Source organism: Methylobacterium sp. C25 (genome assembly GCF_021352225.1).
Taxonomy (GTDB): domain Bacteria; phylum Pseudomonadota; class Alphaproteobacteria; order Rhizobiales; family Beijerinckiaceae; genus Methylobacterium.
Genome location: NZ_JAAUVI010000002.1, coordinates 610,909 through 632,654, shown reverse-complemented (window position 1 = coordinate 632,654; position 21,746 = coordinate 610,909). Strand labels below are relative to the sequence as shown.

The 21,746-nt window shown below is 67.2% G+C and carries 18 protein-coding genes and 1 riboswitch; of the genes, 8 read left to right on the top strand and 10 right to left on the bottom strand.

Annotated features, from left to right (window positions below; translation table 11 throughout):
* Positions 1 to 319: 319 nt before the first annotated feature.
* Entirely contained in the window at positions 320 to 646 is a 327-nt protein-coding gene (locus HCU64_RS09325) for an antibiotic biosynthesis monooxygenase family protein (protein ID WP_233383547.1), read from the bottom strand.
* A gap of 422 nt (positions 647 to 1,068) precedes the next feature.
* On the opposite strand from HCU64_RS09325, the gene HCU64_RS09320 reads away from it, so the two are divergent.
* Positions 1,069 to 1,485, top strand: coding sequence for a helix-turn-helix domain-containing protein (locus tag HCU64_RS09320; protein ID WP_233383546.1), 417 nt, complete (start codon positions 1,069 to 1,071; stop codon positions 1,483 to 1,485).
* A gap of 22 nt (positions 1,486 to 1,507) precedes the next feature.
* Here the strand turns inward: HCU64_RS09320 and HCU64_RS09315 are convergent, their stop codons facing one another.
* The 8 genes from HCU64_RS09315 to HCU64_RS09280 all read right to left on the bottom strand — a co-directional run bounded on the left by HCU64_RS09315 (position 1,508) and on the right by HCU64_RS09280 (position 11,066).
* Positions 1,508 to 2,827, bottom strand: coding sequence for a cobyrinate a,c-diamide synthase (locus HCU64_RS09315; RefSeq protein WP_233383545.1), 1,320 nt, complete (start codon positions 2,825 to 2,827; stop codon positions 1,508 to 1,510).
* Positions 2,824 to 3,609: a precorrin-4 C(11)-methyltransferase gene (cobM, locus tag HCU64_RS09310; RefSeq protein WP_233383544.1), complete on the bottom strand. Its 786-nt coding sequence runs from the start codon at positions 3,607 to 3,609 to the stop codon at positions 2,824 to 2,826. The genes HCU64_RS09315 and cobM overlap by 4 nt, the downstream gene beginning before the upstream one ends.
* Before the next feature lie 74 nt (positions 3,610 to 3,683).
* Positions 3,684 to 4,082: a cobalamin biosynthesis protein gene (locus HCU64_RS09305; protein ID WP_442785933.1), complete on the bottom strand. Its 399-nt coding sequence runs from the start codon at positions 4,080 to 4,082 to the stop codon at positions 3,684 to 3,686.
* Positions 4,079 to 5,314, bottom strand: a complete 1,236-nt coding sequence (gene cbiE / locus HCU64_RS09300; protein ID WP_233383542.1) for a precorrin-6y C5,15-methyltransferase (decarboxylating) subunit CbiE — start codon at positions 5,312 to 5,314, stop codon at positions 4,079 to 4,081. Before cbiE ends, HCU64_RS09305 begins: the two co-directional genes overlap by 4 nt.
* Positions 5,315 to 5,416: 102 nt before the next feature.
* Entirely contained in the window at positions 5,417 to 6,709 is a 1,293-nt protein-coding gene (oxlT, locus tag HCU64_RS09295) for an oxalate/formate MFS antiporter (protein WP_442785932.1), read from the bottom strand.
* A 137-nt stretch (positions 6,710 to 6,846) separates the two neighbouring features.
* Positions 6,847 to 7,722: a class I SAM-dependent methyltransferase gene (locus HCU64_RS09290; protein ID WP_233383541.1), complete on the bottom strand. Its 876-nt coding sequence runs from the start codon at positions 7,720 to 7,722 to the stop codon at positions 6,847 to 6,849.
* Positions 7,719 to 9,368 carry a dihydroxyacetone kinase subunit DhaK gene (locus HCU64_RS09285; protein ID WP_233383540.1) on the bottom strand — a complete coding sequence of 550 codons (1,650 nt, stop codon included), beginning with the start codon at positions 9,366 to 9,368 and terminating at the stop codon, positions 7,719 to 7,721. The genes HCU64_RS09290 and HCU64_RS09285 overlap by 4 nt, the downstream gene beginning before the upstream one ends.
* A 99-nt stretch (positions 9,369 to 9,467) precedes the next feature.
* Positions 9,468 to 11,066 carry a gamma-glutamyltransferase family protein gene (locus HCU64_RS09280; protein WP_233383539.1) on the bottom strand — a complete coding sequence of 533 codons (1,599 nt, stop codon included), beginning with the start codon at positions 11,064 to 11,066 and terminating at the stop codon, positions 9,468 to 9,470.
* 153 nt (positions 11,067 to 11,219) lie between these two features.
* Between HCU64_RS09280 and HCU64_RS09275 the strand changes: the two genes are divergently transcribed.
* The 6 genes from HCU64_RS09275 to gluQRS all read left to right on the top strand — a co-directional run bounded on the left by HCU64_RS09275 (position 11,220) and on the right by gluQRS (position 16,977).
* Entirely contained in the window at positions 11,220 to 11,468 is a 249-nt protein-coding gene (locus tag HCU64_RS09275; RefSeq protein WP_233383538.1) for a hypothetical protein, read from the top strand.
* Between the two features lie 134 nt (positions 11,469 to 11,602).
* Positions 11,603 to 11,902: a hypothetical protein gene (locus HCU64_RS09270; RefSeq protein ID WP_233383537.1), complete on the top strand. Its 300-nt coding sequence runs from the start codon at positions 11,603 to 11,605 to the stop codon at positions 11,900 to 11,902.
* Positions 11,903 to 12,114: 212 nt separating this feature from the next.
* Positions 12,115 to 13,767, top strand: a complete 1,653-nt coding sequence (locus tag HCU64_RS09265; protein WP_233383536.1) for an OFA family MFS transporter — start codon at positions 12,115 to 12,117, stop codon at positions 13,765 to 13,767.
* Positions 13,768 to 13,877: 110 nt separating this feature from the next.
* Positions 13,878 to 15,767: a molecular chaperone HtpG gene (gene htpG, locus HCU64_RS09260; RefSeq protein ID WP_233383535.1), complete on the top strand. Its 1,890-nt coding sequence runs from the start codon at positions 13,878 to 13,880 to the stop codon at positions 15,765 to 15,767.
* 53 nt (positions 15,768 to 15,820) lie between these two features.
* Positions 15,821 to 16,111 carry a hypothetical protein gene (locus HCU64_RS09255; RefSeq protein WP_233383534.1) on the top strand — a complete coding sequence of 97 codons (291 nt, stop codon included), beginning with the start codon at positions 15,821 to 15,823 and terminating at the stop codon, positions 16,109 to 16,111.
* A complete protein-coding gene (gluQRS, locus tag HCU64_RS09250) occupies positions 16,087 to 16,977 on the top strand; it encodes a tRNA glutamyl-Q(34) synthetase GluQRS (RefSeq protein WP_233383533.1) in 891 nt (296 codons plus the stop codon). Before HCU64_RS09255 ends, gluQRS begins: the two co-directional genes overlap by 25 nt.
* Before the next feature lie 27 nt (positions 16,978 to 17,004).
* Here gluQRS and HCU64_RS09245 read toward each other — a convergent pair whose 3' ends face one another.
* On the bottom strand, positions 17,005 to 19,077 hold the full coding sequence (locus HCU64_RS09245) for a M23 family metallopeptidase (protein WP_233383675.1): 2,073 nt from the start codon (positions 19,075 to 19,077) through the stop codon (positions 17,005 to 17,007).
* A 354-nt stretch (positions 19,078 to 19,431) separates the two neighbouring features.
* Positions 19,432 to 19,631, top strand: a riboswitch (cobalamin riboswitch).
* Positions 19,632 to 19,870: 239 nt separating this feature from the next.
* Between HCU64_RS09245 and HCU64_RS09240 the strand changes: the two genes are divergently transcribed.
* The gene (locus HCU64_RS09240) at positions 19,871 to 21,742 is read left to right on the top strand and encodes a TonB-dependent receptor plug domain-containing protein (protein WP_233383532.1); all 1,872 of its coding nucleotides are present in this window, start codon (positions 19,871 to 19,873) and stop codon (positions 21,740 to 21,742) included.
* Positions 21,743 to 21,746: the final 4 nt, after the last annotated feature.

Sequence of the window (21,746 nt, the reverse complement as noted above, 5' to 3'; positions counted from 1 at the left end):
CCGACGCGCCGTGCAGGCGCGCGTATGACCCGCCGCCTGGCAGCGCATACTGCAGGCTTCGGGCATCGATCGGCGTTGTCGGGACTCGGATCAGTCTCGAGAGATGTCTATATTAAAAATACGTCAAGTCCGCTCGCCGCGAACACGGGAAGTGTGTGGCCGAGCTTGCGTGAAGAATACTTAGACACAGGGTATTGAGGCTGCGGACGTCGCTCGCCTCTTACGAAGCCCTCAGGCCCGGCAGAAAAGAGCCGTAATGCGGCCAGGGCCAGAGGCGCGGCCGGGCCGCATCCTCCCCGGCATGCCGCATGAGTCGCGCTCAGGCGACGTTGCGCGTCGCCGACCCTTCGACGGCTTCGAAACCCTCGAATTGCGGGTGGCCGAGATAGAGCGGCTTGCTTCCCGGCACGCGGCCATGCGCCTTGCGGAACTGCTCCGAACGCGTCCAGGCCTCGAAGTCCGATTTCGAGCGCCAGATCGTATGTGACGCGTAGAGCACGTGGTCCTCCGCCTCAGGCCCACGCAATAGGTGGAACTCGACGAAGCCATCCATCTCCTTGAGGTGGCTGTCGCGGCCGAGCCAGACTTGCTCGAAGTCCTGGGTCGCGTCCTTCACGACCTTGAACCGGTTCATGGCGATGAACATGCAATCTCCTTTAGACGGCTCTTCCTATACGAACAGCCGCGATGCTGAGTAGTCCCACTCTCAACTTCAGAGTCATTCTAGAAAGTCTCGCCTTGGACGGCCGTCCCGGGGCCGTCCGAGCGGCCAGTACGGCAATTCAGCGGTTTGTGTACATTATTCAAGGGTTGCGCTTCCCATGCAATTTGTGGTGAAGCTGTCGCCGCGACCAACCAGGGTTTTCATTGCCAAGAGCGGATGTTCCGCGCCCGGTCCCGCAGGGATCGGCAAGAGCTGGCAGCGCCGATTCCGGTTGAAAGCAAAGAGGGAGAACGGCCGGCAATGACCGGTCATTGGGCAATTCCAGCCCGCGCGTTCATGTGTTGCCCTCGAAGGTCCTCGAGATGCGCACCACCCTTTCAGCTGGACCGGTTTGAACGAAAAATATGCCCAAACAGACCACGGACGTCGACCGCCTCGTCGGCTTGCGGATCACGGCGTTGCGGAAGGCACGAGGCTTGAGCCAGACGGCGCTCGGCACAGCCGTCGGGGTGACCTTCCAGCAGGTGCAGAAATACGAAAAGGGCCAGAACCGAGTCGGCGCCGGGCGCCTGCGCGAGATCGCCCGTCTTCTCGAAGTGCCGGTCTCCGCCTTCTTCGAGGATGAGGATTCGCCGGGCGAGCTCGTCGGACGCTCTCCCGACGTGTTCGGCTTCCTGTCCGCCCAAGGCGCGATCGAGGTGCTGCGCGCCTATGCGTCGATCGAGGATGACGACCTGCGCCGCGACCTCCTCGCCATCGTGCGCACCGCCGCGCGCATGGACAAGAAGGCGGCCCCTTCCGTGGCGACGACGGACGCCTGAGACGTCCCCCCGGGGCGGAGGCTCAGCGCGTCTGCCCCGCGATCAGGTGGAAGAAGCTGCCGCTGACCTTGCCGCGTCGGTGGCCGGCATATCCGAGTGCCACGCCCTCCGCATCGGTGACGCGCGCCAGCGCCTCGTCCGAGCCGGGAGCCTGTGTCAGTTCGGCGGCGTAGTGGAATTCGTGGCCGACGAGCCGGTCGCCCGCGCGTCCGAGCATCCCGTCACCGAGGAGCGTCGCGACGCGATAGCCGAGATGGAGCTTGCGCGCCTTGTAGGAGGTCGCGACGGGCAGCAGCCCGGCCATCGCGTGCGCCGTGCCGTCGGCATCTTCGAGGCTTTGCCCGAGGACCATGTAGCCGCCGCACTCGCCGTGGACCGGCCTCGTCTCGGCGAAGGCGCGCAGGCCGTCGAGGTATTGTCTCGCCGCGGCGATGCGGCCCGCATGCAACTCCGGATAACCTCCGGGCAACCAGCAGGTATCGCAATCGGCTGGCGGTGCTTCGTCGGCGAGAGGAGAGAACGGCACGAGCTCGGCGCCGGCCGCGCGCCAGCCGGCGATGAGATGCGGATAGAGGAACGAGAAGGCGGCGTCCTGCGCAACGGCGATCCGCTGCCCGGGCGGCGAGGGTAGGGCGCCGGTTCCCGTCGGCACGCCGCCGCCCGCCAAGGCAACGATGGCGTCCAGGTCGAGAGAGGACTCGCCGAGATCCGCGAGTTTCTCGAGACGTTCCAGGAGGTCGGCGGTCTCGCCGGCCTGGACGAGGCCGAGATGGCGCTCCGGCAGGATCAGACCGGCATCGCGCATCATCACGCCGAGCACGGGGATGCCGATACGGGCGAGCCCTGCTTCGACCAGTCGACGGTGGCGCGGGCTCGCTACCTTGTTGAGCACGACCCCCGCCACGCGGATGCGCGGATCGTACCGTGCGCAGCCGAGCGCCACCGCCGCCGCTGATTGCGCAGCACCGGACACGTCGAGCACCAGAAGCACCGGCCAGCCGTATCGCGCGGCGATGTCGGCATTGGCGCCCGTGCGGCCCTCGCCAGCGACGATCCCGTCATGCAGACCCATCGAGCCTTCGGCGACGACGAGATCGGCATCGCGGCCGGCCAGGGCTGCGGCGGTATCGAGCAGCGCGTCCGGCATCGCGAAGCTGTCGAGGTTGATGCTGGGATGCCCGGTAGCAGCCTGGTGGAAAGCCGGATCAATGTAATCCGGCCCGCATTTCGCGCCGCGCACCGCGACGCCGCGCCTGCGCAAGGCCGTCAGCAGCGCCAGCGTCACCGTGGTCTTGCCGGAGCTTGAGCGCGGCGCGGCGACGACGAGGCCGCGCGCGCTCACGCGCTGTCTCCCCGTGCGCCGGCGCCGAAGCCGGGACGGAAGCGGCGGTCGTAGCCGGTGGAGTAGAGCGCCGATTCCCGAAAGTTCTCGGGATCGAGGGCGGGGCCGACGAGGATCAGCGCCGTCCGTTCCAGCCGGGCTTCGGCCACTGCCTCGGCGATCGTCGCGAGGGTGCCCGTCAGCACCTGCTCGTCGGGCCAGGTCCCGCGAAACACCACCGCTGCAGGGCAGTCGGCGCCATAGAACGGGATCAACTCGGGTACGAGCCTGTCGATGACGTGGATCGAGAGGTGCAGGGCCAGGGTCGCTCCTGTGGCGGCGAAGGCGGCCAGCGTTTCTCGCTCGGGCATGGCGCTGGCGCGGCCCGAGGTCCGGGTGAGCACCACGGACTGGGTCAGGCCCGGCACCGTCAGCTCGCGGCGTAGCAGCGCCGCCGCTGCTGAGAACGAGGGGACGCCCGGCGTCACCGTATAAGGGATGTCGAGAGCATCGAGCCGGCGTGTCTGTTCGGCCAGCGCGCTCCAGACCGAGAGGTCGCCAGAATGCAGCCGCACCACGTCGAGCCCGGCCGCATGAGCCGCGACGATCTCCGCGACGATTGCGTCGAGATCGAGCGGTGCGGTGTCAACGATGCGAGCGCCCGCCGGGCACCAGGACAGGATCTCGGGGGCGACCAGCGAGCCGGCATGCAGGCAGACGGGGCAGGAGGCGATCAGATCGCGGCCCCGCACCGTGACGAGATCGGCCGCACCGGGTCCGGCTCCAACGAAATGGACTGTCATGGAGAGACGATCATAGGGCCTGGATGGCAGTGAGCGGGGCCGCGCCACACCGATTGGAGCGGTTTGATCTGGCTCTAGGCGGAAACGTTGGCGAGCGCGAGGGTCGCGCCGGCGCTGGCGATGCGGGGCAGGATCAGGACGGCTCCTGCGCCGGCGCCAGCAAGGGCCGCCGCTTCGGCAAGAGAGCCGATGCCGCGCTCGGCCTCCATCCGTGCCGAGCGGGTCGGGACGCGGGCGTCCACCGCACGTAGAGCCTCCGACGCCACGCCGATCGCCGAACAGCCGAGCCTCTCGGCCGCTTCGCAAAACGCGGCTTCGCCGGCGCGGTCCTCAGCCGTGGCGAGCGCGCGCAGCCGGCTCGGCGGACGACCAGAGGCCTCAAGCCCCTGCTGCACGAGGGCTACGATCTCCCCCGCTTGCGTGGCGTGGCGAAATCCAATCCCGGCGACGATGTCGCGCGGAGGCCCGCTCACGGCTTGGTCCAGATCCACTGCGTCACCGGCATCGCCTGCCGCCATCCGGTGAGGCTGCCGACGGGCGAGGCCTTGGCAACGGACAGCCGGCGCAGGTCGCCACCGCATGCGGCGAAGGCCGCCAGCAACGTGGCCTCGCCTTCGAGCGTCACTGCGTTGGCGACGAGACGACCGCCGATATGCAGGGCGTCGCGGCAGGTGGCGAGGAGGCCGGGATGCGAGACGCCGCCGCCAATAAAGATCGCGTCGGGTGTCTGAAGACCGGCGAGGGCAGTTGGCGCCTCGCCTTCGACGAGGCTCACACGCTCCGGCACGCCGAGGCCGGCGGCGTTGCGCAGGACGCGCTCGGCCCGCTCGGGCCGCGCTTCGACGGCGAGCGCCCGGTTGGCGGGATGGCGCAGGCACCACTCGATGGAGATCGAACCGGCACCGGCCCCGACGTCCCAGAGGAGGGCTCCGGCGAATGGCCTCAAGGCCGAGAGCGTCACGGCCCTGATCTCGGCCTTGGTGAGCTGGCCGTCATTCTCGAACCAGGCGTCGTCGAGTCCCGTGGCGAGCGGCAACACCCGTGCGCCGGGCTCGGCCACCACGTCGACGGCGAGGGTATTGAGCGGATCGAACACCTGATCCACGAAGCCTGCGGCCTCACCGGAGACGATCCGCTCGCGCGGACCTCCCATCGCTTCCAGCACCGTGATGCGGGACTGTGAAAAGCCGCGCTCCATCAGAAGTGAGGCCACCGCGGCCGGCGTCGTGCCGTCCCAGGAGAGCACGAGCAGTCGCGCGCCCGGCTGAAGGGCGGGAAGAATGCGGGCAAGGGCGCGCCCGTGCAGAGTCAGGCAGGCCGCCTCGGCGAGCGGCCAGCCAAGACGGGCGGCGGCGAGGCTGAAGGCGGAAGGCTGCGGATAGGCACGGATCTCGGACGGCGGCACCAGCCGGGCGATCTCGGCGCCGATGCCGTAGTGGAAGGGGTCGCCGGTGGCGAGGAGGCAGGTCGGCTGTCCGCGCCGCGCGAGGATGGCGGGATAGGCGTCGCCGATCGGGCTCGGCCAGACATGGGTCTCGGCGTTCAACGGAGCGGCCAGCGCGAGGTGCCGCTTCCCGCCCCAGACGACCTCCGCGGCCGCGAGCGCGGCCGAAGCCGCAGGGGAGAGTCCGGCGCGGCCATCCTCGCCGATACCGACGATGGTCAGCCACGGCCGCGCCACCGGTGGAGAGAGCGGCTCGCTCATCGGAGAATTGGAACCTGAATGGCGTGCATGAAAAAACCGGGGTCGATGACCGACCCCGGTTACGCGTGCCATTCAGGATTGGCGAGTCGGGACCAACCGATCTCAGGCTCCGGCCGGCTTCGCCGCGAGCGGCGCCGCCACTTCAGAGACCGCCGGGCCAGGCCTGCCGAGATAAGCTCGTCGCGCCGGCTTCAGCACGAACCAGGCGAGGGTCGCAGTCGCCAGGTCGAGGCCGATGGCGATGCAGAACACCGGCACCCAGCTCCCCGCCGAGTCGTGGATCATCGCCGCGAACGGGCCGCCGAGCAGCGAGCCGACGCCCTGCGCCATGTAGAGGAAGCCGTAATTCGTCGTGGCGTGCTTGGTGCCGAACGTATCGGTGAGGGTCGAGGGGAACAGCGAGAAGATCTCTCCCCAGGCGAAGAACACGACGCCCGAGAGCAGCGCGAAGGCATAGGCGTTCTCGCGCCAGACCAGCAGCAGGGCGATGGCGCAGGCTTCCAGGGCGAAGGCGATCGCCATGGTGTTCTCGCGGCCGATATTGTCGGAGACCCAGCCGAAGAACGGACGCGTCAGGCCGTTGGTGATGCGGTCGAAGGTCAGCGCGAAGGGCAGGGCCGCGAAGCCGAAGACCAGGGCGTCGGCGACGCCGAACTCCTTGGCGAAGGCGGCGAACTGCGCGACCACCATGAGGCCGCCGGTCGACATCATCGCCATCATCGCGAACATCAGCCAGAACAGCGGCGTCTTGAGCATGACGGCCGGGGCGACGTCCTTGGCGGCGCTGGCGACCTTCTCGGCCGGGATCTCCGGCGTCTCACCGGGCTTCGGCTGACGCAGGCCGAGGGCCGCGACGAAGCCGATCACGCCGAGGATGGCGCCGAACACGAGCAGCGTGTGCCGGTAGCCCGAGGCGGCGATCATGTCGGTGATCGGGAAGGTGGTGGCGATCGCACCCATGCCGTAGCCAGCCGCGACGATGCCGGCGGCGAAGCCGCGGCGGTCGGGGAACCAGCGAACCATCAGGCCGATGATGCCAACATAGACGATGCCGGTGCCGAGGCCGCAGAGCACGCCGTAGGTGGCATAGAGGCCGTAGAGCGAGTCGATCTGCGAAGCGGCGGCCCAGCCGGCGCCACTGAGCGCCGCACCGAAGGCGATCATGCCCTTGGCGCTGAACCGGTCGATCAGCCAGCCCTGGGCAGGCGAGAAGAAGGTCTGCAGGACGATCAGCAGCGTGAAGGTCACTTGGACCGCCGGAAGACCGGCGCCGGTCGTCGCCTGGAATGGTTTGACGAAGAGCGTCCAGACGTATTGCGGACTCGAGATCGTCATCATGACGAGGAGCCCGAGTGCGAGCTGGATCCACCGTGTGTTGCTACTTGTATTCATCATTCACTCCTGGCGAGGAATGATCAGCAAGGGATATGCCAGCTCGGCTGCCCGATCCGGTGGCCCGCCGATGATGAAAGATTAAGCAGCCGATGCGTCTTGCATGCAAGTCGGCAGACGCGGTTTATGCGCAATAATGCCTATCGGCGGCTTGCCGAGACCAGCCAGCAAGCAGCTCCGAGCCGCACGGCGCCGTCCTGAACGTGGTGTTTGAGCGTTTCGGTGACGATGGATCGTGCGCTTTCGCGCAGGGCCGCATCGCGGTCGCGCAGCAAACGGGAGACCGGGCCGAGATCGAGCACGATGTCAGCAGCGGCTTCGACGGCCCCTTTCGCTGATCCATCGGCGGAGTGGCCGATCGTCAGGTTGCGATCGACGGGCTCGCAAGCGATGTCGTGATAGCCGGCGGCGTCGAGAAGCGGCAGCACGGCGCGAGGATCGGCGAAGCGGAACGGGCCGGGTGCATCGGCCGGCATCGGTTCGCAACCCGGTATGAGCGGGAGCACGACCTCGCGGGGCACCCGCACCCAGGCATTCTCCTCGAGAGCCCTCCAGCACAGCAAAGTCAGTCGGCCTCCGGGAGCGAGCGCGCGACCGATATTGTCGAAGGCCGCTTCGGTATCGTCGAAGAACATCACGCCGAAGCGTGAGAGCGCATGATCGAATGTGCCCTGCCCAAAATCATGGCTCTGCGCATCGGCTTCGATCCATTCGATGGGCGCCGTGCTCGCCGGTTCGCGGGCGCTGCGTTGGCGGGCGGCTGCCAGCAGCGGCGCCGAGAGATCGGCGGCGACGACGCGGCCACTCTCGGCCACGGCTCGTGCTGCCCGGAGAGCCGTCTTCCCTGCGCCGCAGCCGATATCGAGCACGCGCCCTCCGGCATTCAGAGCGGCTCGTTTGAACAGCGCATCGGTCAACGGCTTGAAGACCGCGTCGAGGGCAGCGTGTCGGGCGGCCCAGCGTTGGCCGACGTCGCCGTTCCAGTAATCGATCTGATCGCGATTCTGCTGGGTCACTTGGTTGCTCCCTCCGCCTGGGCCGCCAGCGCCTCGAAGGCGATCGCCACCGCGACAGCGCCCGGATCCTCGTGGCCAGCGAGGTCCGAGGCGGCAAGGTAACTGGAGCGGCCGGTTCCGGCCCGTCGCATCTCTGCCGTTGCGGCGGCGCCGGCGCGAGCGGCATGCGCCGCAGCGCCGATGCCGCCGGTTTCGAGTGCGGTGACGGCGGGGATCATTGCATCGAGGAGCGTGCGGTCTCCGGGATTGGCACCACCATAGTCGCGGACGCGCTGAATGCCCCGTCCGAGGGCCGCCGGCCATGATGAACCGTCCGACAGGGCAGAGCCGGTTGCGGCGAAGAAGATCGACATCAGAACGCCACTCGACCCGCCGGCCGCGCGGCCGAGGCGCTCGCCGAGTGCCCGGCACAGGGCGACGGGATCTGCTTGGGGCAGCCGGTCGAGATCGGCGACGACGGCACGAGCCCCTGCGGCAAAGGTCGAGCCCGTATCACCGTCTCCGACCTTGGCATCGAGGGAGTTCAGGCTCGCCTCGGCTCCGATCAGGGCTTCACAGACCGCGGTGATGGCACCGGCCGCGGCGTCGTCGCGCGAGGGTGTCGGCTCGAGGCCTCCACGCAGACCATCGGGAAGCGCCCGCACTTGCGGCGCGGCGACCCGACGCGCGCGAGGCCATGCCTGGACATCTGTGTCCGAGAGCAACGCCGCTTCGAACGCGTCGTCGAGGGCGAGAAACGAAACCGAAGCGCCGTGCATGTCGAGCGCCGTCATCGCGGGCGACGGGCCGAGCACGAGCACCACCCGCGCGCCGAGCGGGGTGTCGAGCACGGCCTTCGTCAGGATCTGCATCTCGAGCGCCGTCGCCGAGCCTAGATTGTTGACGAGGAGCGCGAGCCTTTTCGAGCCAGCGACGGCTCCGGAGAAGCGCGCCGTCATCTGCTGGGCCAGGTCCGCTGCCTTGGGGAGCGTAATCCGTTCGATGCCCGGTTCGCCATGGATGCCTAGGCCGAGCTCGGCCTCGCCCTCCGCGAGGCGTTGCTCGGGACGGGAGCCGGGGATCGTCGCGGTCGAGACCGCGATCCCGAGGGATTGGACGGCGCCGGCCGCGCGGCGCGCGATGGCGGCAACCGCGTCGAGCGATGCGCCCGAGGCAGCCGCATGGCCCGCGATCTTATGGACGAAAAGGGTGCCGGCGATGCCGCGCGGCTGGGCCGCGTCCGGTAGCGCGATGTCGTCGGCGACGAGAACGGTCTCGACCTTGATACCCGCAGCGCGGGCGCGCTCGGCGGCGAGGCCGAAGTTCAGCCGGTCGCCCGCATAGTTCTTCACCACGAGCAGACAGCCTGCAGGGCTTGCCACCGCGAGGATGCCCGCGAGCACGGCATCGACCGAGGGTGAGGCGAACACGTCGCCGCAGATCGCGGCGCTCAGCATTCCCGATCCCACGAACCCTGCATGAGCCGGCTCGTGGCCCGAGCCGCCACCCGAGATCACGGCGACCTTGCTCGGATCGAGCTCGGCGCGCAGCACGACGCGGATCTCCGGGTAGCCGTCGAGACGCGCGAGCCGGCCACCATTCGCCGCCAGCAGCCCGTCGATCGCGTCGGTGACGAGGCCGGAGCGCTCGTTGATGAAATGCGCCACGGCAGGGACTCCCGTCGGTTCCGCCCAATGGTGCCGACTTATCTCGGTCGGCCTGCCTTGGGCTTCAACGGCGTGGCGAACTGGCGGATGGCGAATCGATCAGAGACCGGCTGCGCCGCCATCCGAGCGCGGGTCGTGCACCGCCTCGATCCGGCCATCGCGGGGATGGCGGATCAGCATGCCGGCATGACCGAGCGAATCCATGTAGGAGCCGCCAACCTCCTCGATGTCGTGGCCCATGTTGCGCAGGGCCGCGATGCAGCCGGGATCGAAGCGATCCTCGACCTTCACGCTGAGGGATTCGGCACCCCAGGTCCGTCCAAAAAGGAGGCGAGGAGCGTCGACGGCGTCGGCCGGCGCCATGCCGTAATCGGCGTATCGCGAAAAGATCTGCGCCTGGAATTGCGGCTGACCGTCGCCGCCCATGCTGCCGTAGGGCATGACGCGGCCATCGTCGAAGGCAGCGATGGCGGGGATGAGCGTGTGGAACGGGCGACGGCCCGGTTCCAGCGGGTTCGCCGCACTCGGATCGAGCGAGAAGGACATGCCGCGGTTCTGCCAGCAAATGCCGGTCGCCGGCAGCACGGTGCCCGAGCCGTATTCCCAATAGACCGACTGAATAAACGACACGGCGAGTCCGTTGCTATCGATTGCGCCCATCCAGACGGTGTCGCCATCCCCCGCCTTCTTGGAGGGGAAGGGACCGGCGCGGTCCATAGCGATCGCGGCTGCCTCGCGGGCGAGGCGCTCGGGCGTCAGGAAGCTCGCCGGATCGGCCTTCAGCCGGTCGAAATCGGTGACGACACGGTCGCGGACCGTGAAGGCGCGCTTCGTGGCCTCGATCAACGCGTGATACCAGGCCGTGCTCTCGGGGGCCCTCACGTTGAGCCGATCGAGGATGCCGAGGATCATCAGAGCCGACATGCCTTGGGTCGGCGGTGGGAAATTGTACAGCGTGGCCGCGCGCCGTTTCAGCGAAAGTGGCGCCCGCTCCTTGGCCGCATAGCCCTTCAGGTCGGCGCGGGTGACAGGCGCTCCGAGCCGTTCCAGATCCGCGGCGATCTCGCGGCCGACATCGCCGCGATAGAAGTCGTCCAGGCCGGCATGGGCGAGTTGCTCCAGCGTCGCCGCGAGCTTGGGCTGCCGGCGGATGCTGCCGGCCTTGAACGGCTTGCCGCCGTCGAGATAGGTCGCCGCGAAATTCGGGGCGTCGTGAAGCGTATCGAGTTCCTTCGGTACGTAGCGCTCTTCCGAGGGCGACACCTGGCAGCCCTCTTTCGCGTGCCGTACGGCATCGGCGAGAAGCGTCTCCAGGGGCAGCTTCCCGCCAAGCGCACGAGAAAGGTCGAGGGCGAGACGCCAGCCGCCGATGGTGCCGGCGACCGTGATCGCGGCGTCGGGTCCGCGCGACGGCAGAACGTCGTACTCCTTGTCGCGGTAGCGCTTGATGGTGGCGAGGCTGCCGGCGGGACCGCAGGCCTCGATGCCGCGGACCCGGCCACCCGGCTCGCACACCAGCCAGAAGCCATCACCGCCGATGCCATTCATGTGTGGGTAGACCACGGCGATGGTGGCGGCCATGGCCACCATCGCCTCGATGGCGTTGCCGCCTTGGGCCAACACGATCTGGCCGGCCTCGGCCGCGAGGCGATGGGGTGCCGCGACGGCGGCAGAGGAGAACACGGGCGTCTCGGGCATGGTCTTTGGCGGCTCGGGCAAGTAGGGCGGGGTCGAACGTCGAGAGGCAGGATCAGGACCACGCTCGCAGGGCCGGAGCAAGCGAGGCGATGACGCCGGGCCGTGGCGTGCCTAGATCTCCACGGACGGGGTCGTCGATGCGGGAGTGGCCGTATGGCCGATGAGACGAGCTTCTCGGTCCAGGGGTTCGAGTATGTCGGCGGCCGGCTCGAGGCCACGATGCGCAATCCGGCGAGAAGCCAAACAGAGGCGCTGCTTCATGCCGAGGCGCTTGCCCGACGTCTGCCCGGTGCCGCCGCCTTTGCCCTGAGCCCTCGCGAGGATGGAAGCCCGGCCCGCACCATCCTCGGCGCCTTCGGTGACGTGCCGGACGACGTGATCGACGGGCTCGCCGGCGGCTAGCTGGGTCATCTTCGGCTGCGTTCCGAGAATTCGTTCTGTTTTCTCGCGGTAGCTTGGGCGTGTGGCGAAAAGGAAACTGCGCTGATTCCGCGTCGGTGAGATGATGTATTTGCGAATCGGCGAGACCTTCCAAAATGAAGCACAGCGAGCGGGCGCTTCTTCAGGAGCGCGTGAGAACACTTGTCTTGACGCATGCCCTGGAAGCAACGCTCAGTCGTCTTTCGGCTATGAGCGGTTCAGGTGCGGAGGAAGAGCTGACTCGTCTTGAGCACCACATCGCCGCGGCGGGCCGGACCCTCGGCACGATGCCCGGCGAGATGGCGCTGAGTACGATGGTTGCAGTCGAAGACGCGATCACGACGATCCGCGGTGCCTTCGACCGCGCGCACGACCGACTGGAAGCCGCCGCACCGATCGCCTCGATCGCGGCCTGAGTATTTTGCACATCGAGGTGGCATGACCTGCATACAGAGCGGGCATACCGCCTCGGTCGGGGTATTTTGTACAAAGGTTTTCTTTGCCGGTTGCCAAAATCGGTTTGTGTCTGTCCTGTGGTCTCGGCCCAATATGCGTGCGACGATCCTCGCGCGAGCGGCTGACGACGCAAATGGCCCGTGAGTGGCCAGCGCCTTGGAGAGACTGACCAATGACCACCCGCACTGCGGAGGTGAGCGGCGTTTCAGCCGCTGCCCCGAGCTGGCTTTCCCGCGAATACACTGTTGCCAAGCCCGGCTTCAATCGATGGATGGTCCCCCCGGCCGCCCTCGCTATCCATCTCTGTATCGGCATGGCCTACGGCCTGTCGGTGTTCTGGCTGCCCCTGTCTCGCGCACTGAGCGTTGGCCAGCCCGCCGCGAAGTCCTGCCCGGACATGAGCGTCTTCACGGCGCTCTTCACCACCACCTGTGACTGGCGCGTCAGCGATCTCGTCATCGTCTTCTCGATCGGCATCGTCGTCCTCGGCATTTCGGCCGCGATCTTCGGCGGCTGGCTGGAGCGGGCGGGCCCGCGCAAGGCCGGCATCGCGGCGGCGCTCTGCTGGGGCGGCGGCTTCCTGATCGGCTCCGTCGGCGTCTACATCCACCAGCTCTGGCTGATCTGGCTCGGCATGGGTCTCATCGGCGGCATCGGCCTCGGCCTCGGCTACATCTCGCCGGTCTCGACGCTGATCAAATGGTTCCCCGACCGGCGCGGCATGGCCACCGGCATGGCGATCATGGGCTTCGGCGGCGGCGCTATGATCGGCTCGCCCCTGGCGGATCTGCTCATCAACAATTTCAAGTCGTCCAGCAGTGTCGGCGTCTGGGAGACGCTCGCCGTCATGGGCGTCGGCTATCTCGTCTTCATGCTCGGCGGCGCCTTCGGCTACCGGGTTCCTCCGGCTGGATGGTATCCCGAGGGCTGGACCGCTCCTGCCGCCAAGAGCGGCATCGCGACGGGTCACGTGCACCTCAACAACGCGCACAAGACCCCGCAATTCTGGCTGCTGTGGCTGGTGCTCTGCCTCAACGTCTCGGCCGGTATCGGCGTGCTCGCGCTCGCCTCGCCGATGCTGCAGGAGATTTTCGGCGGCCAGCTGATCAATCAGCCGGGCGTCGGCTTCTCGGCGCTCGACGCGGCCGGCAAGACGCAAGTCGCGGCCATCGCAGCCGGCTTTGTCGGCCTGCTCTCGCTCGCCAACATCCTGGGCCGGTTCTTCTGGGCTTCGATGTCGGACAAGCTCGGTCGTAAGCTCACCTACGCGATCTTCTTCGGCCTCGGCATCGCCCTCTATGCGGGCGCACCGTGGGCGGCGGGTCTCGGCTCGACGGTCCTGTTCGTCGTGTTCTTCTGCGTGATCCTGTCGATGTATGGCGGCGGCTTCGCCACCATCCCGGCCTATCTCGCGGACGTCTTCGGCACGCAGTTCGTCGGCGCCATCCATGGCCGCCTGCTGACCGCATGGTCGACGGCCGGCGTGGTCGGCCCGGTGGTCGTCACCGCCATCCGCCAGCATCAGGTCGATGCCGGCCTCCAGGGCCTCGAGCTCTACAGCCGCACCATGTACGTGCTCGCCGGCTTCCTCGCCGTCGGCTTCATCTGCAACCTGCTCGTCCGCCCGCTGGCGCAGAGCTGGTTCATGAGCGACGCCGAGGTGAAGGCGCTGGACAAGGGCACGGTCGTGCAGTCGGGCGGTTCGGCCGGCATCGGTGGCGGTGGCCTCTCGGTCACCGCGATCGCAGCCTGGGCCGTGGTCGGTATCCCGATCGCCTGGGGCATATACAAGACGCTCACCAAGGCAGCGATCCTGCTGCACTGACGACGGCGACAGGGCGGCCTCCAACGGGGCCGCCCTTTCCTTTGGGCCGATTGAAATACGCCGGCTCAGACGGCATATCCCGCGCGGAATTCCACGTGGGAGACAGACCTTTGAGCGAGACGGATACCGTCAACGCGAACGTAGAGCGGCACGAGTTCGGTGCGGAGGTCGGGCGGCTGCTCGATCTCGTCGTTCACGCCCTCTACTCGGATCGCGAGATTTTCTTACGCGAGCTCGTCGCCAATGCCGCCGACGCCACCGACCGGCGCCGCTTCGAGGCCCTGACCAACGAGGCCCTGGCGCTTCCTGCGGATGCCAAGATCCGCATCGCCCCGGACAAGGAAGCCAAGACGCTGACGATCTCGGATTCCGGGGTCGGCATGGGCAAGGACGACCTGGCCAAGAACCTCGGCACCATCGCGCGCTCGGGCACCCGCGCCTTCTCTCAGGCGCTCGGAGAGGCCAAGCCTGCCGAAGGCACCGAGGACAGCCGTCCGAGCCTGATCGGTCAGTTCGGCGTCGGCTTCTACTCGGCCTTCATGGTGGCCGACCGCGTCACCGTCACCTCGCGTCAGGCCGGCACTGACGAGGCATGGCGCTGGGCCTCCGATGGCCAGGGCAGCTACACGATCGAGAAGGCCGAGCGCGACCAAGCCGGCACCGACATCGTGTTGCATCTCAAGGATGATGCCGGCGAGTACCTGGAGAGCTACCGTCTCGACCACGTCGTGAAGAAGTGGGCGGACAACATCGCCGTGCCGATCGCCATCGTCGGCGAGGAAGGCAAGGAAGAGGCTGCGAACAAGGGCACGGCTCTGTGGCGCAAGTCCAAGTCCGAGATCACGGAAGAGCAGTACAAGGAGTTCTACCGCACGGTCAGCCACAACTTTGACGAGCCCTGGGCGACGCTGCACTGGCGCGCGGAAGGCGCGCTGGAATTCTCCGGCCTGCTCTTCGTGCCGGGCATGAAGCCGTTCATGCCTGTCGAGGACGATCGCCGTTCGAAGGTGCGGCTGCACGTGCGCCGCATGTTCATCACCGACGAGGCCGAGCTGCTGCCGAACTGGCTGCGTTTCGTGGCGGGCGTCGTCGATACCGACGACCTGCCGCTCAACGTCTCACGCGAGATGTTGCAATCGACCCCGGCGCTCCAGAAGATCCGCCGCGCCGTCACCACGCGCGTGATCAATGAGCTGACCAGTCGTTCGAAGAACGCCGAGAAGCAGGACGAGTACCTGAAGTTCTTCGAGAATTTCGGCCCGGTCCTGAAGGAAGGCATCTACGAGGATTTCGAGCGTCGCGCCGAGATTGCCCCGCTGCTCCGTTTCCGCTCGACCACGCAGGACGGCTGGACCACGCTCGGCGAGTACGTCTCCCGGATGAAGCCGGAGCAGGAGGCGATCTACTATCTCGTCGCCGACGATGCCGAGGCTGCGAAGAAGTCGCCGCAGCTCGAAGGCTTCGCCGCGCGCGGTGTCGAGGTGCTGCTGCTGGCCGACCATGTCGACGCCTTCTGGCCGGAGCAGCTTGGCAAGTTCGAGGAAAAGAACCTTCGCTCGGTCACGCAGGCTTCGGCCGATCTCGCCAAGCTGAAATCCGAAGACGAGACCGCCGAGACCCCGCAGGCGGACAAGCTCGTTGCAGCTCTCAAGCTTGCGCTCGAAAAGGACGTCTCCGAGGTCCGCACCACGGATCGCCTCGTCGACAGCGCCGTGGTTCTGGCCTCATCCGGCATGGGTCCCGATCTCCAGATGCAGCGGCTGATGCGCCGCGCTGGCCGCAGCTTCGGCGGCGGTAATCCGGTTCTGGAGATCAACCCGCGTCACCCGCTGATCCAGGCGCTCAGCGCCAAGGTCGAGGCCGGCGAGGACATCACCGAGCCGGCCGGCACGTTGCTCGACCTTGCCCGCATCCAGGACGGTGACACGCCGCGCGATCCGGTGAGCTTCGCCCGCGCCGTGGCGGCGGCGCTCGCGAGCGCCGAAAAGACGGCTGGTTGAGTCAGGCCGGCGGCCCGTTGACAGGCGGGCCGCCGCCAGCAGAGGTGAGGGCGATGGTCACCGACTCTTCGCCCGAAAGAAGCTCATCGCGCCGAGACGGCCCGATCGCCCTCGCTATCGCTGCCATCGTGGCAGCGACCGTTGCGATCGGCGCGATGGCGCCAGGGGCGCCTCACAAGCCGACGGCTTCGCGAGACGTCTTTCCCGACAGCGACCCGACCTGCGCCGAGTGGAGCGATGGCTGCCGCGCCTGTGCCCGCACGCCGGACGGACCCGTCTGCTCGACGCCCGGCATCGCCTGCACCGCCGGCCAACAGGAATGCCTGCGCCGCACGACGCCGTGAGCCCGCCGCACCTCCGCTTCGCTCCGAGCCCCAACGGCCGCCTCCATCTCGGCCACGCATACTCCGCCCTGCTCAACGACCAGATCGCGAAGCGGCTAGGCGGCCGTTGCCTGCTGCGGATCGAGGACATCGATCCCGGGCGCTCACGGCCCGAGCTGATCTCCGCGATCGAGGACGATCTCGCCTGGCTTGGACTCTCCTACGAGCGGCCCGTGCGGCGGCAATCGGAGCATCTGAACCTCTATCGCGCGGCGCTCGACGGACTGATCGCGCGTGATCTCGCCTATCCTTGCTTCTGCTCCCGGGGGGTGATTCAGGCGCGCGTTGCGCAGATGCAGGCGGAAGGGACGGAAATCGATCGCGATCCCGACGGCACGCCGCTCTATCCGGGTACTTGTCGCGCCCTGCCCGCCGAGGAGTCTGCCGCGCTGCGCTCCCAAGGCGCGCCGCATACTTGGCGGCTCGACATGGCCCGTGCGCTCGAAGTGGCACCGGGACGACATCGTGTCCGGTGCTTCGAACCGGACGGCTCAGAGGCCGTCGTGTCCGCCGATCCGTCGCGCTGGGGCGATGCCGTCATCGCACGACGCGACGTGCCCACGAGTTATCATCTCTCCGTCGTGCTGGACGATGACATCCAGGGCATCAGTCACGTCGTGCGCGGCTCCGATCTTCTTGCGGCAACCGACCTGCACGCGCTGCTGCAGCGGCTGCTCGGCCTACGCTCGCCGGCCTATCACCACCACCGGCTGATCATGGCCGAAGACGGCGAAAAGCTCGCCAAGTCACGTGGATCGGAAACGCTGGGCGACCTTCGTGCGCGAGGCGTCACGGCCGAGGAGGTGCGCCGCAAGCTGGGCTTCTGAGCCTTCCTTGCGCTGGCCCGGCACGCCTCATCTCATCGCGTCGCGCTGGGCCATCGTCGTTGCGTTCTTCGACTTCTGCATCGTCGCTTCGATCTGGTCGCGCTGGCGCTTGAACTCGGCGAGCAGTCGGCCGTCGAGTTCGCGCCCGCGCGGCACGCGGATCTTCAACGGGTCGACGAAATGGCCGTTGATGATCACTTCGTAGTGCAGGTGCGGGCCGGTCGAGAGGCCGGTGGTGCCAACGTATCCGATGACTTGGCCCTGCGTTACGCGGACACCTTCCCGCACGCCGCGAGCGAAGCGCGACATGTGGTTGTAGGTGGTGATGTATCCGTTGATGTGCTGGATTTCGACGCGCTGGCCGTACCCGGAAGACCACTCCGCCTTGATCACCGTCCCGTTGCCGGCAGCGACGATGGGCGTTCCGATCGGGTTCGCCCAGTCGACGCCGGTGTGAAGCTTGGCGTAGCCGAGCACCGGGTGGCGGCGATAACCGAAGCCGGAGCGCAGCGTGCCGTCGGCGATCGGCTTGCGCATCAGGAATTTCTTCAGCGAGCGGCCCTGCTCGTCGAGGTAGTCGACCGAGCCATCGTCGGGAGACTGGAACCGGTAGATCTTGCGGACGTCGCCACTGAGATTAAGCGACGCGTAGAGCAGCTCGGGCCGCTCGTTGGCGCCCGCGCCCGCATCCTCGTCGTAGCTGTAGAACACGTCGAGGCTGTCGCCGGTCGAGATCCGGCGCTGGAAATCGATGTCGTAGCTGAACACGCGCACGATGTCCTCGAGCGCCGATTTCGGGATCTCGTGCCGCGCGGCCGTCTCGTAGAGGCTTTGGTAGAGGCGCGGGCCGGATCCGCTCTCCTCTTCCTCTTCGTCGTCGGCTGAGTTGGCCTGGGGCTGCGGCTTGCCGGCCTGGACGTCTTCGTTCGGAGGCGCCACCGAAACGTAGCTGCCGCGGTCGTTCATCGCGGCGATCGCCTCGACGCCCTTTTCGCCATAGAGCACCACGCGGGTGACGCGTCGCCCGTCACCTGGCTTCGGCCCAGGCGCGATCTGCACGCGAAACTGCTGGCCCTCGGTGAGCGTGTTCGTCTTGGTCTTGCCCCCGAGCGCCGTGACGATGCCGCGGATGGCCTCGTCGCTTGCCAAGCCAGTCGCTTTCAGCACTGCCTCGATCGTGTCGCCACGCTTGAGCGCCATGTCGCGCTCCTCGACCAGGGCGGCCTCGCCGGTCTTGAGATCGACCTTGCCAAGACTGGTGACGTTCTCGGGCACCACCAGCACGTCGATCGACTTGAACGGACTTCCCTCCTTGCCACCGCCAATGGTGGTGTCGAAATTGGGTGAGGCAGAGCCGGGCTGCAGCGTGCGGGACAGCATGATCTGCGGTGCGATCGGCAACGCAGTGCGCCGACCGATCTCGGCGGTGACCCGACGCTCCTCTTCCACTTGAGCGGTGACGTCGTCGTCGGTGAGCGCCGGGGCGCTCGCATCCATCGGCAGGTCCGTGAGGTCGCGCTTGATCACGCTGACCTCGGCGCCAGGCCCCTCGGCTGCCGACGCGTTCGGATCCGAGGCGCGGTCCTGCGGCTCCTCCGACGTGATCTTCATCGGATCGAATTTCGGGATATCGGTGGCGAAGACGCCGGTCTGCATCGACAGGGCGGTCGAGACGCGCACGAATGGCTTGACCTTGATGATCTCGCGGTCGCCAAGCCGCACCGTGACCGGCGTGCGGAACGTCTGCTTGGCGGAGGCGATCATCAGATTGCGCACGAGGCGGTCGCCCTTGCGCGCCACGCTGGCTCCGTCGTCGCCGACCTCGCGTCGCGAAGACAATGTCACCTTCTCCGGGATTGCGGCGAAGGAGGCGCCGCCCGTCAGGGAGACCTGGATCGCTGCGCCGAGCAGGGCCGCGCCGGTGATTCCAGTGAGCGCGCTGGCGCAGAGCCAGCGAAGGTTGACCTCGCGGCGGTCGACCTGCGTCGCCTCGCCGCCGGCCATGTCGAGCGGTGGCTCGATGCCGCGCTCGAAGAGACGCGAGGGACGGACCGCGGACGGATCGCGCGCCTCGCCGATCTTGAGCCGCTCGCGGGTCAACGGCGTACCATGGTCAAGGGTCTCGGGCTCCGGGACGGCGAGCTGCACGATGCGGGGAGGCGGTCACGGCGCCGGCACGGGCGTGCCGGCCGGATCGGCTCTCGGATCGGGCGAAGGGCGTCTCCCATCGTGTCGAGGCCCAGCGTGTCGAGATTGAGGCGCGAAGCGCCCTGGAGGGCGTATCGCACCGGTTCCGAGCGGACGATGCGGCGGCTGCCGGATCGTCAACGCCTGCTCCCACCATCTAGCATGGATTGCGTGCAATCCGTCTACCGCGCTGTCACTGCACGGCGACACTCACCATCGTCCAAGGGCCCCAACCGTTCCACTGCATTGACGATCCGATGACTTGCAGCCTAGCTGAAGCGTGACGGTTCCCCTCGGGGATCAAAAGGGAACGTGGTGAGGGGCTTTGACCCTGATGCCGCGGCTGCCCCCGCAACTGTAAGCGGCGAGCCTTCCGCCACCGAAGTCACTGGGTTCCTCGACCCGGGAAGACGGATGGAAGGCAGCGACCCGCGAGCCAGGAGACCTGCCGTCAGTCGTGGTCACACGCGAAACGCGTCGGGCGGGGTGCTCCGGCGGGTGTCGAAGCAAGCGGCTGTGTCCGCTTGGTAAGACCTCGTTCGCGGTGACGTGCCACTGCCGTTGCCCGAGGTCCTCTTCCGTGTCCTATTCCATCTCACCCGCGCTCCGGCGCGCGCTTTCGTCGTGCGTGGCGTTTACGCTGCTCGGCGTACTTCCTGCGCTCGCACAGCAGACGGGGGCTCCTCTCGCGAACACACGGCCGGGAATGGCCGAGTCGCTCGAAGAGATCTCCGTCAGCGCCACCGGTGTGCCGACCCCTGTCTCGCAGACTGGATCCAGCGTCACAGTGCTCACGGCCGAGACGCTTGAGGCACAGCAGCGTCGCACTGTACCGGACGCACTCCAGCAGGTGCCCGGCCTCAACGTCGTCCAGACCGGTGGCCCCGGAGGCCAGGCCTCGGTCTTCATTCGCGGCGCGAATTCCAATCACACCAAGGTGCTGATCGACGGCATCGACGCCAGCGACCCTTCGAACGCGAACGGCTCGTTCGACTTCGCCCACATGCTCACCGACGATCTGTCCCGGATCGAGGTTTTGCGCGGTCCGCAGAGTGGACTTTATGGAGCCGACGCCATCGGCGGCGTGGTCTCCTTGACGACCAAGCGCGGCGAGGGGCCGACGAAGATCAGCACGCGGATCGAAGGCGGCTCCTACGGCACCTTCAACCAGAGCGGCCGTATCAGCGGCTCGCAGGACGGCTTCGACTACTCGGTCTCGATCGCGCATTTCCGGGCGGCGGCGACGCCTGTCACGCCACTCGACCTCGTGCCCGCGTCCGGGCTGCGACGGCCGAACTACTACGACAACGACACCATCTCGGCGAAGCTCGGTTATCAGGTTACCGACGAGTTCCGCATCAACTCGATCACGCGCTTCACGAACGCGACGCTGCGTTTCAATACCGACGATTACAGCCTGTTCCCGGCGCCGGTTCAATTCGGCACGATCCGCAGCGAGCAGGGCAACCAGCAGATCTACTCACGCAACGAGGCTGAATGGACGCCGATCGCAGGCTTCCACAACGTGTTCGCGATCAATTACTCGAACCTGTTCAATCGCAATCAGAGCGACATCTACAACCCGCTCGCCCTGATTCCGAACACCAACATCGGAGAACGGCTGCGCTACGAGTATCGTGGCGACTACCTGCTTTCGCCAGGGAATCTGATTCTGTTCGGCGCTCAGCGGGACGAGGAGCGTCTCTCGAATTCCGATCCGAATCCCTTCGGAACCGGCGATCTGAAGGCGCGCAACGGCAACACTGCCGGCTATGTCGAGGCGCAGCTCACGCCGTTCGAGCGCGCCGCCATCGTCGCGAACCTGCGCCATGACGAGAACGATGCGTTCGGCCCGGCCACGACCTTCCGTGTCGCACCGAGCTACGTGCTGCCCTTCTCGGAGACGCGCCTCAAGGGCAGCGTCGGCTCCGGCTTCAAGACGCCGACGCTGTATCAGCTCTACGTGAACATCCCGTCCTTCGGGCAGATCGCCAATCCGAACCTCAAGCCGGAAGAGAGCCTCGGCTACGATGCCGGCTTCGAACAGCCGATCGGCGAGCGTGTGCTGGTCGGCGCGACCTACTTCCACAACGACTACAAGAACCTGATCCAGACCGAGTTCCTGCCGGGTTTCCAATACCGTTGGGTCAACATCGGCAAAGCCGAGTCCTACGGCGCGGAGGCCTTCGCCTCGGTCAAGTTCACGGAGACCCTGTCTGGCCGGATCGACTACACGAACACCGTGACGAAGGACGAGGTCAGCAACCTCGAATTGCTGCGCCGGCCTCGCCACAAGGGCAGCGCGACGGCACTTTGGACGCCCATGCCAGGCCTAACGCTCAGTGGGACTCTCGTCGTGATCGGCCCATTCGTCGACGGCAACCGCGACTTCTCTGTGCCGCGCCTGAAGAACCCTGGCTTCACCACCGTCAATCTCGCGGTCAACTACGACATCAGCGACACCGTGAGCCTCTTCGGCCGTATCGATAACCTGTTCGACCGTCGCTACGAGAACCCAACCGGGTTCCTCGGACCCGGCCTTGCCGTATATGGCGGTGTCCGTGTGAGCACGTTCTGAGAAC